Origin of the sequence: Microbacterium sp. 22303, assembly GCF_052045265.1 — a bacterium.
GTDB lineage: Bacteria > Actinomycetota > Actinomycetes > Actinomycetales > Microbacteriaceae > Microbacterium.
On the sequence record NZ_JBQEOQ010000003.1, the window covers coordinates 273154 to 287724 of the forward strand.

11 protein-coding genes are annotated in these 14571 nt (G+C 71.4%); 5 read left to right on the forward strand and 6 right to left on the reverse strand.

Annotated elements, in window-relative coordinates; all coding sequences use genetic code 11:
- Positions 1-2 precede the first annotated feature (2 nt).
- Positions 3-677: a winged helix-turn-helix transcriptional regulator gene (locus tag ACTJI8_RS10785; protein WP_440733438.1), complete on the forward strand. Its 675-nt coding sequence runs from the start codon at positions 3-5 to the stop codon at positions 675-677.
- A 94-nt stretch (positions 678-771) separates the two neighbouring features.
- Here the strand turns inward: ACTJI8_RS10785 and ACTJI8_RS10790 are convergent, their stop codons facing one another.
- Both ACTJI8_RS10790 and ACTJI8_RS10795 read right to left on the reverse strand, forming a co-directional pair.
- Positions 772-2256 (reverse strand): GMC family oxidoreductase, encoded by a 1485-nt coding sequence (locus ACTJI8_RS10790; RefSeq protein ID WP_440733439.1) that lies wholly within the window; start codon positions 2254-2256, stop codon positions 772-774.
- Positions 2257-2259: 3 nt separating this feature from the next.
- Entirely contained in the window at positions 2260-3693 is a 1434-nt protein-coding gene (locus ACTJI8_RS10795; RefSeq protein ID WP_440733440.1) for an aldehyde dehydrogenase family protein, read from the reverse strand.
- Positions 3694-3994: 301 nt separating this feature from the next.
- Between ACTJI8_RS10795 and ACTJI8_RS10800 the strand changes: the two genes are divergently transcribed.
- Complete coding sequence (locus tag ACTJI8_RS10800; protein WP_440733441.1) at positions 3995-5317, forward strand: DUF222 domain-containing protein; 1323 nt, start codon at positions 3995-3997, stop codon at positions 5315-5317.
- Between the two features lie 156 nt (positions 5318-5473).
- On the opposite strand, the gene ACTJI8_RS10805 is transcribed toward ACTJI8_RS10800, so the two are convergent.
- Positions 5474-6550, reverse strand: a complete 1077-nt coding sequence (locus ACTJI8_RS10805; RefSeq protein ID WP_440733442.1) for a DUF998 domain-containing protein — start codon at positions 6548-6550, stop codon at positions 5474-5476.
- Between the two features lie 183 nt (positions 6551-6733).
- On the opposite strand from ACTJI8_RS10805, the gene ACTJI8_RS10810 reads away from it, so the two are divergent.
- Positions 6734-7384, forward strand: a complete 651-nt coding sequence (locus ACTJI8_RS10810) for an HAD-IA family hydrolase (RefSeq protein ID WP_440733443.1) — start codon at positions 6734-6736, stop codon at positions 7382-7384.
- Here the strand turns inward: ACTJI8_RS10810 and ACTJI8_RS10815 are convergent.
- Positions 7371-8399: a LacI family DNA-binding transcriptional regulator gene (locus ACTJI8_RS10815; protein ID WP_440733444.1), complete on the reverse strand. Its 1029-nt coding sequence runs from the start codon at positions 8397-8399 to the stop codon at positions 7371-7373. The two genes, ACTJI8_RS10810 and ACTJI8_RS10815, sit on opposite strands and share 14 nt — an antisense overlap.
- A gap of 214 nt (positions 8400-8613) precedes the next feature.
- Here ACTJI8_RS10815 and ACTJI8_RS10820 point away from each other — a divergent pair, with 214 nt between their 5' ends.
- A complete protein-coding gene (locus ACTJI8_RS10820) occupies positions 8614-9693 on the forward strand; it encodes a C45 family autoproteolytic acyltransferase/hydolase (RefSeq protein WP_440733445.1) in 1080 nt (359 codons plus the stop codon).
- Between the two features lie 23 nt (positions 9694-9716).
- On the forward strand, positions 9717-11063 hold the full coding sequence (locus ACTJI8_RS10825; protein WP_440733446.1) for an MFS transporter: 1347 nt from the start codon (positions 9717-9719) through the stop codon (positions 11061-11063).
- A 221-nt stretch (positions 11064-11284) separates the two neighbouring features.
- On the opposite strand, the gene ptsP is transcribed toward ACTJI8_RS10825, so the two are convergent.
- Positions 11285-13876 (reverse strand): phosphoenolpyruvate--protein phosphotransferase, encoded by a 2592-nt coding sequence (gene ptsP, locus ACTJI8_RS10830; RefSeq protein WP_440733447.1) that lies wholly within the window; start codon positions 13874-13876, stop codon positions 11285-11287.
- A 50-nt stretch (positions 13877-13926) separates the two neighbouring features.
- Positions 13927-14565, reverse strand: coding sequence for a dihydroxyacetone kinase subunit DhaL (gene dhaL, locus ACTJI8_RS10835; RefSeq protein WP_440733448.1), 639 nt, complete (start codon positions 14563-14565; stop codon positions 13927-13929).
- Positions 14566-14571: the final 6 nt, after the last annotated feature.

The window sequence follows — 14571 nt, forward strand, 5'->3', positions numbered from 1 at the left end:
TCATGACGAACCAGCACTACGGCCAGTTCTGCGGTCTCGCCCGCGCGGCGGAGATCGTCGGACAGCGCTGGACCCTGCTGATCCTGCGCGATCTGAGCGTGGGGCCGCGGCGCTACTCGGAACTCGTCGCGGGGCTCCCCGGCATTCCCACGAACACGCTGGCGACGCGGCTGAAGGAGCTCGAGGACGAGGGGATCGTCGAGAGGGCGGCGCCCGCCGGCGGCGAGCGCTCGGTCGTCTACGGCCTCACGCCGCGCGGGGAGGAGCTCGGGCCGGCACTGGACGCCCTCTCCCGTTGGGGCGCCGGCGGCATGCGTGAGCCACGGGAGGGAGAGATCGTCACGACCTCCTCGATCACGGCGGCGCTCCGGGTGGCGGCGGGCGACGGCGTGGTGCCGGCCGACTGGGACACGGTCTACAACGTGCGCGTCGGCGAGATCGAGGTGCACGTGGTGATGCGGGGCGGTGCCGTCACCGCCGACCCCGGGCTTCTCGACGACGCCGATCTCGAGATCACCGCAGGACCGGGGATCCGCGACCTGCTTGCAGGCACGCTCAGCCCGCAGGACGCGCTCGCCACCGGCGTCGTCGTGCTCGACGGCGACCCTGCGCTCTTCGACCGGTTCGCCCAGACGCTGCGCGTCCCCTACAGCGCGAACCTCCTCGAGGCATCCTGAGTCCGTCGGCGCCCCCTCGCAGCATCCGGGCCCCCTCGCACGTGCGTCACTGCGAGGGGGCGCCGACGCTCAGAGGGGGCGCGGACGGACCGTCCTAGCGCGCGTCCTCGATCACGAACTGCGCGCCACGCTCGCCGATCACGGCGGCGGGGGCGTTCGTGTTCCCCGTGGTGATCGTCGGCATCACCGAGGCGTCGATCACCCGGAGCCCCGCGATCCCGTTCACGCGCAGGCGCGGATCCACGACCGCGTCCGGATCCGACCCCATCCGGCAGGTGCCGACCTGGTGGTGATAGGTGATCGCGGTACGGCGCACCCAATCCTCCACGTCGGCGTCCGAGACCTCCGGCCCCGGATAGGCCTCGATCGCGCCCCACTCCCCGGCAAGCGCCGGGCGGGCACCGATCCGGCGCGCCTGGCGCACGGACGCGGCGAGCGCGGCCACGTCGCGGTCGTCTTCCAGGGCCGCGAGGTCGATGAGGAGCGGATCCTGCACCCCGGCGCCGGACAGGCGCAGCGAGCCTCGGCTGTGCGGCGTCACGAGACCTGCCAGGAGCGAGAACCCGTCGCCGGGTCCGTGCGCGCCGGGCCGCGGCTCGAGCTCACCCCACATCGGCACCGAGAAGTGGATCGGCTGGGTGTCGGGCTCGGCGAGGTCGTCGCACGACCGCCAGAACAGGTGCGTCTGCGTGACCGAGACACCCGGCTGCGGCGCGCCCACGGGCTGCGCGGTCGTGAAGATCACCGGGGACAGCAGGTGGTCGTGCAGGTTCGCGCCGACCGCCGGCACGTCGCGGAGCACCTCGATGCCGAGGGCTTCGAGGTCCGCGCGCGGTCCGATGCCGCTGCGCAGCAGGATCGCGGGGCTGCCCAGTGCGCCGGCGGCGAGGATCACCTCATCTGCACGAAGCTCGGATCCGTCGCTCAGCCGCACGCCCGCGGCAACGCCGTCCTCGACGATCACGGTCGCGACCTCGGCGTCGGTGACGATGCGCAGGTTCGGGGCGTCCTCGACGGGACGCACATACGCCATCCACGTGTTGACGCGCCGGCCGTCGCGCATCGTGACCTGCTCCTGCGAGACGCCGTCGAGCGTGCCGCCGTTGTAGTCGGGGTTGTGCTCCAGTCCCTCCTCGACGGCGGCGTCGATGATCGACTGCTGGATCGGCACGAGCGGGTAGTCGTCCGTCACCGGCAGCAGGTCGTTCTCGATCGCCTCGTACACGGGCAGCACGTCGGACCAGCCCCAGCCGGTCGCGCCGGAGCGTTCCCAGCCGTCGAAATCGCTCGCCGCGCAGCGCACCCAGATCATGGCGTTCAGTGCGTGGGATCCGCCGGTGACCTTGCCCCGCGGCAGGTGCAGCCGTCGCCCGGCCGCGTGCTCCTGAGGGACGGTGAAGTAGTCCCAGTCTTCTGCGGCGTGCCAGAGCTCGCCCGCACGGGACGGGTCGTGGATCGCGGGGTTGGTGTCGTACCCGCCGGCCTCGATGAGCGTCACGTCGGACCCCGCGTCCACGAGACGCCGGGTGACGATGCTCCCCGAGGTGCCGGCTCCGACGACGATCGCGGAGCGGGCCATGGTCTAGGCCCTCCGGCCGGGGCCGGAGACGACCTGCGGAACGGCCACCGACTTGAGCCCGGCGACACCGAACTCGAGGCCGTAGCCGGAGCTCTTCACCCCACCGAACGGCACCATCGGGTGCAGCCCGCCGTGCGAGTTGATCCACACCGTGCCGGACTGCATCCGGGTCGCGGCTTCGCGGGCCGCCTCAGGGTCGCTCGACCACACCGAGGCGCCGAGGCCCACATCGACCGCGTTGGCGAGCGCGAACGCCTCGTCGACGTCGGAGTAGCGGATGATCGGCAGCGCCGGCCCGAACTGCTCCTCCTGCACGAGCGCCGCATCGTTCGGGATGTCGGCCACGATCGTGGGCCGGTAGAACAGCTCGCCGAGCTCGGGAGCCGCCTCGCCGCCCGTCACGATGCGGGCGCCGCGCGCCTTCGCGTCCTCGACGAGGCGTGAGACGATGTCGAACTGCTGCTTGTTCTGCAGCGGGCCCAGCACATTGTTCTCGTCCAGGCCGTTGCCGATCGGCACGTTCGCGGCGATGCCGGCGAGCGCGTCGACGACCTGGTCGTACAGCGAGTCGTGCACGTAGAGGCGCTTCATGGCCGCGCAGGTCTGGCCCGTGTTGATGAACGCACCCCAGAACAGGTCCTCGGCGATCGCGGCCGGATCCGTGCCGGGAAGCACGATGCCCGCGTCGTTGCCGCCGAGTTCGAGCGTGAGGCGGGCGAGATTGCCGGCGGAGCTCTCGATGATCTTCCGGCCGGTGGCCGTGGATCCGGTGAACATGATCTTGTCGATGTCGGGGTGCGACGCGATCCCCGCGCCGACCTCGCGGTCGCCGGAGATGCCGATCAGCACGTCGGCCGGCAGCACCTCGTTCATGACCGACAGCAGAGCCAGCACGCTCAGCGGCGTGTACTCGCTGGGCTTGGCGACCACGGTGTTCCCCATCCGCAGCGACGGGCCGATCTGCCAGATGGTGATCATCAACGGCCAGTTCCACGGCCCGATCGCACCCACGACGCCGGCGGGCTTGTAGACCAGCTCGGCGTGCAGATTCTCGTCGTCGACGAGCACTTCGGGCTCCAGCACCGTCGTCGCGTTGGTGCGCAGCCACGCCGTGCACGCCCCCACTTCGAACCGGGCGTTCGGGCCGTTCAGCGGCTTGCCCTGCTCACGGGAGAGCAGCTGCGCGAGCGCCTCCGCATTCGCGTCGATCGCATCGGCCGCGGCGAGCAGCAGTTCGCTCCGCTTCGCATGGCCGAGTGCCTCCCAGGCGGGCTGCGCGGCCTTGGCGCGGGCGATGGCGTCATCGAGGTCGGCGGCGGTCTGCACGGGAGCGCGGCCGATGATCTCGCGCGTGGCGGCATCGGGGATGTCGCGGCCGGAGCCCTCGGGCGCCTGGATACGGTCGAGCAGCGCGGACACAGCGGACGTGTCGGTCATCGGTCTCTCCTTCGAGTGTGCGGACGACGGTCGATGCTCCCATTGTCGACGGGGTGGCTCGCCGCGACTTGTCATGCAGTGCACGGCGCTCGTCCAGCCGCGAAGGGATCTCCACGAGCCCGTTCCCGCACAAAGCGTCAATACCGTCCCACTGCAGGCGTTCGTCATGCTCCGCGCCCCGACGATGCCGGACCCGTCGCCTCTCGAACGGGCTCGGCGGCAGCGTCCCAGGCCGCGATTTCCCGGGGGAACTGGCGGATTGGCTCTTCCGTAGTTCGAACATAAGTGCTAGACTTGGGGAATGGAACACCCCACCGCTGCACTGTTCGAGGAGCTGGCTGTTGCCGATGCTCCTCAGGTGATGGTGGTGGTGGATGAGACGTTCGTCGCCGCGCGGATCCTGGATGGGTTGCAGGAGGATGATGTCGCGTTGAATCAGCGGGCGGTGCGGCGTGCGGAGCGGGTCGTGGAGGTCGTGGACCTGGCCCGCCGACACCCTGAGATCTATGCGGTCGGGGATGATGCGGATCATGCGCGGCGGTCGGTGTTCTTCGATGTGGCCGTGCGGTTGCAGATCTCGGAGAACGAGGCCCGCTCGCTGGAGTGCACCGCGTCGACCGCGGCGGAGTGCCTACCGTTGTTGTGGGAGCACGCCCGGGACGGGTTCGTGTCACTCCGGTTCGTGGAAACCGCGGTGTCGGCGGTGTTGCGGTTGCAGGCTCCGGTCGGGGCTGACCCGACTGCCCGCCAGTACGCGGCGGATGCGATCGCGTTGATCGATGAGACCGCGTCGAGGTGGGCGTTGCACCTGCCCATCAGCACGTTCCGACGGCGAGTGACGATCCTCACCGACCGGCTCGACCCCACCCCGCCCGAGCGCAAACATGCCCGCGGGATGGTGGACCGGCGGGTGGTCGTGGAAGACGCCGGTGACGGGATGTCCTGGTTGACAGCCCTGATCCCGACGGTGAAGGCGGTTGCGATCAAGCGACGCCTCACCTCGACCGCGAAACACCTCCAGAAGGACCGCCGGGAGGGGCGCACGAGGGATCAGGTTCGTGCGGACTTGCTGTGCGATTGGCTGCTGGGTGTCGGTACTGACCGGGCGGTGAAGACGACGGTGTTCGTGACCGTACCGATCGGCCTCGTCACCGGTGAGACCGTGACGGCAGTGCCGTCGACAGCGTTCCTGGGCAATCCGGTCGCCTCGGGCACGGAGGCGCAGCTGGTCGGGCACGGTCCGATCGACCCGGCCACCGCACGGCAGGCGTTCCTGGATGCGACCGGGTTCCGGCGCGTGATCACCGACCCCGTCCACGGCATCGTCTTGGACATGGATCGGCGCACGTATCGGCCCACCAAGGCGCAACGTGACTGGCTGGTCCTGCAGCACGGCACCTGCGCGAGAGACGGCTGCGACCGGCTCGCGCTCGACGCCGACCTCGACCACGACCACCCCTGGTCCCGAGGCGGACCCACCAACACGAGCAACCTGCGACCGCTGTGCCCCGCCGATCACGTCCGACGACATCGCACCAGGATGATCTACCGGAACCGCGAGAACCACACCGTCCAAGTCATCACCCCGACCGGTTTCCGAACGAACGACCCACCACCCTTCTGATCAGGGCGGAGTTCGCGTGCTCGCGGCGCCGCTCCAAAATCGCCCGGCGCAACGCTTAGAGCATCCACGATGGCGCGTCCTTAGGGTGACACTCATCGCGCGAAGGGGACGCCCCCGAGCCCGTTCGGTTCGCACCTTCCCTGTCGCGAATATTGCTCAGCTCCGGGCGGCGGCCTGGGCGCGGACGACGCGCTCGGCGTCCCACGGTCCGTGGTCGGCGCCCGCGGTACGCAGGAACACGATGATCCAGCTGAAGATCAGCACGGCGGCGACGAGCTCGACCGCGGTGAGGTTGTAGTAGCCGGTCGCGAAGAACACTCCGAGCAGCGCGATCACCAGCACGAACACCCAGCCCAGCACCACGAACACTCGCGAGATCCGTCGCAGCAGCCAGGGAAGCGCGATCACGACCGCGGCGAAGCAGACCGCCATGCCCGTCGCGACCGTGTTGTGCAGGAGGAAGAAGCGATCCACGGGGAAGATCCCTACACAGGCGAGGAAGAGCCCGATCAGGATCAGGGCGACCCGCACGATCGTGCGCCCGCGCTCATCCCTCGGCTCCGGCACGGGCAGCGCCGCCGTGGCATAGCGGGCGATCGTGGTGACCATCACGCCCGCCACGATGAGGGTGCTGTTGAACGCGGGCGAGGAGGCGTTGCTCGACATGCCCAGCGCGGAGAGGTTGTCACGCCACCAGTGCGGATCCGTCGCCTCGAGCATGGCGGTGAGAGCGCCGATCACAAGGAAGATCGCGAGGATCAGCGAGATCGAGGTGGGGCTGAGCGCGGCCGCGCTGAGGTAGCAGACATAGGCGGTGAGGGCGAGCGCGACCGCGACGAGAATGGCACCGGGGAAGGGGAAGACCGGGGCGTCGCGGAAGCTCGCCTCGAGCAGCGCGGCGAGTCCGAACAACGCGAGCAGCGCGACCGCACCATGTGCGAGGGATATCGCGACGAGCTCGTACCAGCGCAGCTTCTGCCCGGGGATCGCGAAGCCGTCGTTCGCGGCGCTCGGATCCTGCTTCTCGGGCGCTTCGACCGCTTCCATGCGCAGCCCGATGCGGCCGGCGGTGAAGCTCAGTACAGCCACGGCAGCGCCGCCGATCGCAGCGACCGCGCCGACGGACCAGGGGCCGGTGATCGACAGGGTGCGGTTCCAGAATATCGCGAACGCCACGAGGAACCCCAGCACGAAGGCGATCGCCCCTGTCAGCAGCGCGTCGGTCTCGCGCATCTGGCGCAGCGTCGCCAAAGCGCGCGCGTCGCGTATCCAGGTGATCAGTCGGTCCCACTCGGCTCGCATCGCGCCGCCCTCCCTTGTCACGTCCACCCTATGGCCGAGCTGCCCCGTGCTCGCGGTCGGGCGGAGCAGGCGCCCGCGGGTCGCCGGCGCGGAGCCCGCCACTACCCTGGGAGCATGACCCAGACCTTCCGCGCCCGCGCCGCCCTGCTCGACATGGACGGCACACTCGTCGACTCGACGGCGGTCGTGGAGCGGCTGTGGCTGGCCTGGGCGGAGCCGCACGGACTCGACCCCGACTTCGTGCTCAGCGTGGTGCACGGACGCCAGGGGCACCAGAGCATGGCGATCATGCTGCCGGACCGTCCGCACGAGGCGAACCTCGCCGAGAACCAGGAGATGCTCGAGCGCGAGAGCGGCGACGTGGACGGAGTCATCGAGGTGCCGGGCGCCGCCGCATTCCTGAACGCCCTCGCACCCTTCCCGCACGCGATCGTCACCTCGGCCGACGACCGGCTCATGCGCGCCCGCATGGGTGCCGCCGAGCTCGACGTGCCGGCTGGCCTGGTCACCGCCGAGCACGTGAGTGCGTCGAAGCCGGATCCGGAGGGCTTCCTGCTCGGCGCGGCCCGGCTCGGGGTGGATCCCGCGGACTGCATCGTCTTCGAGGATTCCGAGGCCGGAATCCAGGCCGCTCAGGCGGCGGGGATGCGCGTGATCGGCGTCGGCGCGGGATCCGCGGTGCACGCCCCGGACGCGGTCGTCGCCGACCTGACGCACGTGACGGTGTCCGCGGACGGAGACGGTTTCGTGCTCACGCTCGACTGACGCCGCGCGCGGTGGACCCCCGGGTCCGCAGCACGCTCGCGGTGCGTCGGGGCGTCTCCGGTGTGCGCCCGGCCATGAGCTCCTCGAGCGCGTCCAGCAGGGCGATGCCGGTCTCCCGCGGCGTCATCTCGATCGCGGTGATCGCCGGACGCGCCGCCCGCGCGTGCGCCGAATCGGATCCGGTCGCGATCATGACCTGGCCCGGCACGGAGACACCCGCATCCAGCAGGGTCTGCTCCGCGCCGGCCGCGTGCCGCCCGGTCATGCAGACGAGCGCGTCGGGAAGCCCCTCGGCGAGCAGGCGCGCGGCGATCTCGGCGCCGCCGTCGAGCCCGGTGCGCTCGGGCTGGGCGAGCAGCCGCGGGGTCGCACCGTGCTCCGCGCACCACGCCGTGTAGGCGTCGATGCTGTCCAGGTTCCACGAGTTCGGATCCGTCCCGTGCGCGAGCACGACCGAGCGCGCCCCCGCCTTCCCGAGGTGGTCGAGCAGGCGCCGCATCGAGGCGGCGTCGTCCTCTGAGACCCAGTCCACGAAGTCGGGGCGGCCGGGCACGCTGCCCTGCGCGACGCACGGGATCCCGCGACGTTCCAGCAGGGCCACCACCGGGTCGTCCTGGTGCGGGTTCGTGACGATGTATCCGTCCAGCGAGAACGCCAGCGGTGGGATCGGGGTGCGTGTGAGGTCGGGCACGAGCACGACGCTGAGCCCTCGTGCGAGCGCCTGCGCCGACAGCTCTCCCGCGAAGCGCATGAACACGTCGACGCCACTCGGGCGGTAGTCCGCGAGCGCATCGAGCGAGCGGAACACGAGTCCGATCGCACCGATCGACGAGCTGCGCAGCCCGCGCGCCATCGCGTCGGCCTGATATCCGAGTTCCGCGGCGACCTGAACGATCCGCGCGCGCGTGCCCTCGGACAGGGTGCCCTTGCCGTTCAGCGCATGCGAGACGGCGGTGATCGAGACTCCGGCGCGACGCGCGACGTCGCGGATGGTGATGCCGTGCCCCTGGGCCATGCTCGGATGCTACGCGAGATGGACGTCTCTCTCCGATTCCGGGCCGGATCCATCCCCTCCGGCGTGCGCTGCGGGATCCGCCGGAGAGGTCCCGAGGAGAATTCCGCACCAGCACCTTGCATAAAACGTTTTATGTTCCTAGCGTTCTATCCACAGCACTCGCACGCTGCCAAGGACGGCGCGTCGCACCGCACAGCATGGACATTGGAGACCGATGCGGCTTCTCACGCTCACCAGCAGCACCACCGACCCGCGCGAGCGAGGCAGGTCGATCGGGCGCGCGTATCCCGAGGCCGTGCGCCGCAGCGCCGAGCTGTACCGCGCACACTTCATCGCGCTCGGGATCGACCTCGACCTCGCCGACGAGATCACCCGCCGCAGCCACGACCTCCTGCGGCAGTGGCACGCCCCTCTCGCCGAGGAGTCCGACGCGATGGCCGATGCCGCCGACGTCGATCGCCTGCTCGTCGCCGCCGTCGGGGCGCGCACCGAGATCCTCGCCGCCGCCGAGCCGCAGCGCGAGGGCGAGTGCTCCACCGCGGTGCACGTGCCCGCCACCGGCACCGCCGAGACGATCCAGACCTGGGACTGGCACTCGACGCTCGTGCCCTTCGGGCTGCTCCTCGACTACGCCCCCGCCACCGGCCGGCGCGCCAAGTTGTTCACCGAGTTCGGCACGGCCGCGAAGATCGGCGTGAACAGCGCAGGACTCGGACTGCACTTCAACATCCTCAGCCACCGCGACGACGTCGCGACCGGCGGCGTGCCGGTGCACGCGATCGCCCGCCGCATCATCGACGAGGCCGACACGGTGGCCGACGCCGTCGCCCTCGCCTCCTCGGCGACGGTGAGCGCCTCCACCGTGTTCACCGTGACAGAGCGCGGCGCGGCCGACCGCCGGCCGAGCGCGGCCTCGATCGAGGTCTCCCCCGCTGGCGTCGCCATCGTGCACCCCGGCGATGACGGCTGGCTGCTGCACACCAACCACTTCCTCGATGAGGGCCTCTCGGCGGGCGACACGATGCCCGCCGATTCGACCACGGCCGAGCGCTACACGCACCTCGCCGCAGTGAAAGCCGGCATGACCGGCCTCGACCCCCTTGAGCGCGCCGCCGCGATGTGCGGCGGCGACGGAACGGGCGCCGCCGTGTGCATGCGCCCCGAACTCGACAAGCCCGCCCACGAACAGTGGGAGACACTCCTCACGATCGGCATCGACGCCGGATCGGTCCACCTCGACGTCTACCCCGGCATGCCCGCCGACGCCGCGCGTCGCGGCATGACCCGGTTCTAGACCCCACCCGCAAAGGACAAGCCATGGCCTCCCTCGATACCCGAGCCGTCGCGCAGCGCGCCGCGACGGCGGTGCGCACCTTCTTCATCTCCGGCTTCGGCACGGCGCTGGAGTTCTACGACTTCATCATCTACGGCTTCGCCGCCGCGCTGGTGTTCCCGACGCTGTTCTTCCCGACCGCAGACCGGCTCACCGGTACCCTTTTCGCGTTCGCAGCCTTCGGCGTGGGCTTCGTCGCTCGCCCCCTCGGCGGCATCGTCATCGGTCATTTCGGTGACCGCCTGGGCCGCAAGTCCATGCTCGTGCTCACACTGCTGATCATGGGATCGAGCACCTTCCTCATCGGCTGCCTGCCCACCTACACCGCCGTCGGCGCGCTCGCACCCGTCCTGCTGGTCTCGCTGCGTCTGATCCAGGGCTTCGCGGCGGGTGGCGAATGGGGCGGCGCGTCGCTGTTCGGCATCGAGAACGCGCCGGAGAACCGTCGCGGCCTGTGGGGCAGCTTCACCAGCACCGGCATCGGCATCGGATCGCTGCTGGGCACGCTGGTGTTCCTCGCGATCTCGATCTTCCCCGAAGCGCAGCTGCTGGCATGGGGCTGGCGGATCCCGTTCTGGCTCGGCGGCGCGCTCGTGATCGTCGGCCTCATCGCACGGCTGCGCATGCCACAGGAGACCATCGCCACCGAGAACGCGCCGAAGGTCCCGCTGGTCGCCGCGATCCGGCAGCACCCGCGCGCGATCCTGCTCGCGATCGGCGTCTCGTTCGGCTACAACACGATCGCGTACATCGGCTCGATCTTCACGATCACCTACGCGGAAGAGATCGGCTACACCTCGACCGAGTCGCTCGTGCTGCAGCTGGTCGGCGCCGCCGCGTTCATGTTCGCGGCCCCGTGCATGGGCCTGCTGTCGGATCGGATCGGCCGCAAGAAGCTCGTCGGCTGGGGCGCCGTGGTCTACGCCGCCTTCTTCTTCGCCTTCTTCCCGATGGCGGAGAGCCACATCATGGTGCTGGTCGTGCTCGGCTACATCGGCGTGAACATCTTCATGGCCATGCCCCAGGGCACGATCCCTGCCTTCCTCGGCGAGCAGTTCTCGAAGCAGTCGCGCTACTCCGCGATCTCCGTGACCTACCAGACCGGCGCCGCGATCGGCGGCGGTACGGCCGCCACCGTGGCGACGGCGATGTTCATCGCGTTCCACGGCAACCCGCTCGGCGTCGGCCTCTATTCCGCGGCGGCGTGCGCGATCATCGCACTGTGCACCCTGGGCCTGCGGGAGACCTACCGCACCCCGACGGCGGAGCTGGGCGCGCCCGTCGCCCGTGCCGCTGCGACGACCGAGGGCGCGGTGCTCACCGCCGGGTGAGCCCTCACCCTCCGAACCGGCCCCGGCTTCCGCTCCCTGGATCCGGGGCCGTTTCGTCTGCGCCACGAAGGCGCGTGGTAGGCCGTTCCCGGCGAACGCGGCCACGAGAAACCACTTCCAGCATGAGACACCACGCCTGAGGTGATGTCTCATGCTGGATCTGGTTTCTCGCGTCTTCGGGCCCGCGTCAGCGCCCGCGAGGGGCGAGGCTCAGCGTGGGGTCACCCGAGAACGGAGACGACGGCGATGCGCGCCTCGGCGGCGGTCACGGATCCGAGCGCCGCGGCGGCCGCGCGGCGGCAGTCGTCCGGGGTGACGGTGCGCAGGCGCGCCGCCACCTGTGCGAGCGACCGCGCCGTCATCGACAGGCTCGTGACCCCCAGTCCGACCAGCACGGGCGCGAGCGCCGGGTCGCCGCCGGCCTCGCCGCACACGCCCACGGGCTTGCCGACGGCACGTCCTGCCGCACCCACGGTGCCGATCAGCCGCAGAACGGCGGGCTGCCACGGGTCGTTGAGCGCACCGAGCGGCGCCGAGAGCCGGTCGGCCGCCATCGTGTACTGGGTGAGGTCGTTGGTGCCCAGGCTCACGAAGTCGACCACGGCGAGCAGCTCCGCGGCCAGGAGCGCCGCGGCGGGGGTCTCGATCATGATCCCCACGCGTGCGATGCCCGCCGCCCGGCAGGCCGCCGCGAAGTCGCGGGCCTCGTCGACCGTCGCGACCATCGGCGCCATCACCTCCAGCTCCGCGCTCTCGGCAGCTCCCGCCTCCGCGATCGCCGCGAGCTGGTGCGCGAGCAGCGTCGGATGCGCACGAGCGACGCGCAGTCCGCGTACGCCCAGAGCCGGGTTCTCCTCGTCGGCGGTGATCGCGAACGGGAGCGGCTTGTCGGATCCGGCGTCGAGCGTGCGCACCACGACCCTGCGCCCCGCGAACGGTGCGAGCACGCCGCGGTAGGCGGTGACCTGCTCGGCGACCGTCGGCTCCTCGGCGCGGTCGAGGAAGCAGAACTCGGTACGGAACAGGCCGATGCCTTGCGCGCGGGCGTCGGCCGCGGCGTCCGCATCAGCCGCGCCGCCGACGTTGGCGAGCAGCGGAATCGCGGTGCCGTCGGCGAGCGCACCGGCGCCGTCGAACGCGGGGATCTCCTCGGCTGCGGTGCTCTGCTCATCCGCGGGCGGGTCGAGCTGCACGGTCCCCGCTCCGCCGTCCACGAGCACGACGGTCCCCGCCGTGATGCCGGTCGCATCAGCGACCCCGACGACCGCGGGGATGCCGAGCGCACGGGCGAGGATCGCCGTGTGCGAGGTCGGCCCGCCCTCCTCGGTGACGAGCCCGACGCACGCGCTGCGGCCCAGCGTCGCCGTCTCGGCCGGCGCGAGGTCCCGCGCGACGAGCACGAACGGGTCCGCCCGGTCCGGGATCCCCGGGAGCTCCTGTCCGGTCAGCCGGGCCACGATGCGGTCGCGGACGCTGCGCACATCGACCGCACGCTCCGCCATCCGCCCGCCCAGGCCCTGCAGCACCTGTTCCTGGGCTGCCGCCTCGTCCCAGACCGCACGGGCGGCCGACACCCCGTCCGCGCGCACTCGGGCGGCCGCCCCCGCGGCGAAATCGGGGTCGGCGGCCAGCAGGGCGGTCGCTTCGAGGATCTGGGCGACCTCGCCCTCGGCAAGGGCCGCGCTCTCGCGGAGTGCGGTGACGACCTCCGCCGCAGCGGGTGCGACCCGCTCGGCCTCGGCGTCGCGATCGGCGGCGGGCACCGCCTCGGCGGCGGCAGGCTCGGCGATCACCGTGCCCAGTCGGGCGACCGGGGCGATCGCGCGCCCCGGGCTCACCCCGAGGCCGCGCAGCGTCGAGCCCGGCTCCGGGGGCGACCCCGGAGCCGGGTGCGGGGTCGCCGGCATCCCGGCCGGGGTCGTTGAGCGAGCGAAGCGAGACGAAACGCCGTCACCTGCGAGGGCACCGCGTTTCGTCTCGGTCGCGCTCCGCGCGTCCTCGCTCAACGACCCCGAGGACGACACGTCCGCGCTCCGCAGTCCGGCCATCTCGCCGAAGCCGTCCTCGAACAGCGCGGCCACGCGCTCCACGGCGGCAGCATCACCCGACAGTTGCACCTCATCGCCGGGGCGGGCGCCGAAGGCGAGCAGCCGCATCATGCTCGAGGCGGGAACGGGATCCCCGCCCGGCAGGCGCCGCAGTCGCAACTCCGCCCCGGCGGCCGCCTGCGCGATCATCGCGGCGGGACGCGCATGCACCCCTGCGGGGTTGCGCACGACGACCGTGCGCGCCCTCTCCCCCGGCCGCGAGACCGCAGGTCCCGGCACGCTCTCATCGAGCACGCTCTCATCGAGCACAGGGCCCCCCGACCGGACCGGAGCCTGCGGCTCGTCCGAAAGCTGCGCCGACTTCGCGATCAGCGCGCCGTTCGCCTCCGCCGCGACCTCGTCCAACGACGCCCCCTGCGCCGCCGTCACCGCGGCCGCGAGCAACCCCTCCACGAACGGCGCCGACGCGAGCCGCACCGGAACGTCGCTCGCGCGCAGCTCGAGGGCGAACTCGGCGCTCATCACCGCGGATCCGAGATCCATCAGCACCAGCACGCCGTCGCACGAGCTCGCGAGCTCGTCGATCGCCGCCGCGACCCGCGTCGCATCCGTGCCGAGAATCGGCACGCCGTCCGCATCCGTCCCGGCCCCCGCGGCGAGCGCGATCGGCACAGTGCCACCGGGCACCATCTGCGCCGCGAGTTCCCGGGCGGCCTCGGCGAGGCGCATGCTGTGCGAGACGGCGACGATCCCGGTGGTGCTCATCGATCCGGCCCCCGTACCCCGCAAGCGTCAGCACGCATGAGATCGATCCGTCAGTCCGCGACGGCCGCGGCGAGCGTCTCGAACAGCAGCGTCGCCGACGCGGATCCAGGATCCATGTGCCCGGCGCTGCGCTCCCCGAGATAGCTGGCCCTGCCCTTGCGCGCGACGAGGTCGATCGTGGCATCGCGCCCGGCCGCGGCGGCGACGGCCGCCGTCGCCGCCGCCTCTCCCGCGGACTTCCCGTCGACGAGTGCCGCGTCCATCGCGTCGATCGCCGGAGCCACCGCGTCGAAGAGCGTCTTGTCGCCCGCCTCCGCTTTGCCCCGCGCGACGATGCCCTCCAGGCCCGCACGCAGACCCGCGGCCAGCGCCGACGGCTCCACGTCCGTCACCGCGCCCAGCGTCGCTCCGATCCGCAGGAAGAACGTGCCGTACAGCGGCCCGCTCGCCCCGCCCACGGTCGACACCAGCGTCATGCCGACGGTCTTGAACAGTTCGTCCGCCGTCGCGGGCGCGGCCTGGTCGACCTTCTCGACCACCGCGTTCATGCCGCGGGCCATGTTCGCGCCGTGGTCGGCGTCGCCGATCGCGGAGTCGAGTTCGGTGAGCCAGTCGCGCTGCGCGACGACGGCGTCACGGAAACGGTGCAGCCAGTCGACGAGAGCGGCGAGCGGGATGGTGTTCGACATGCAGAT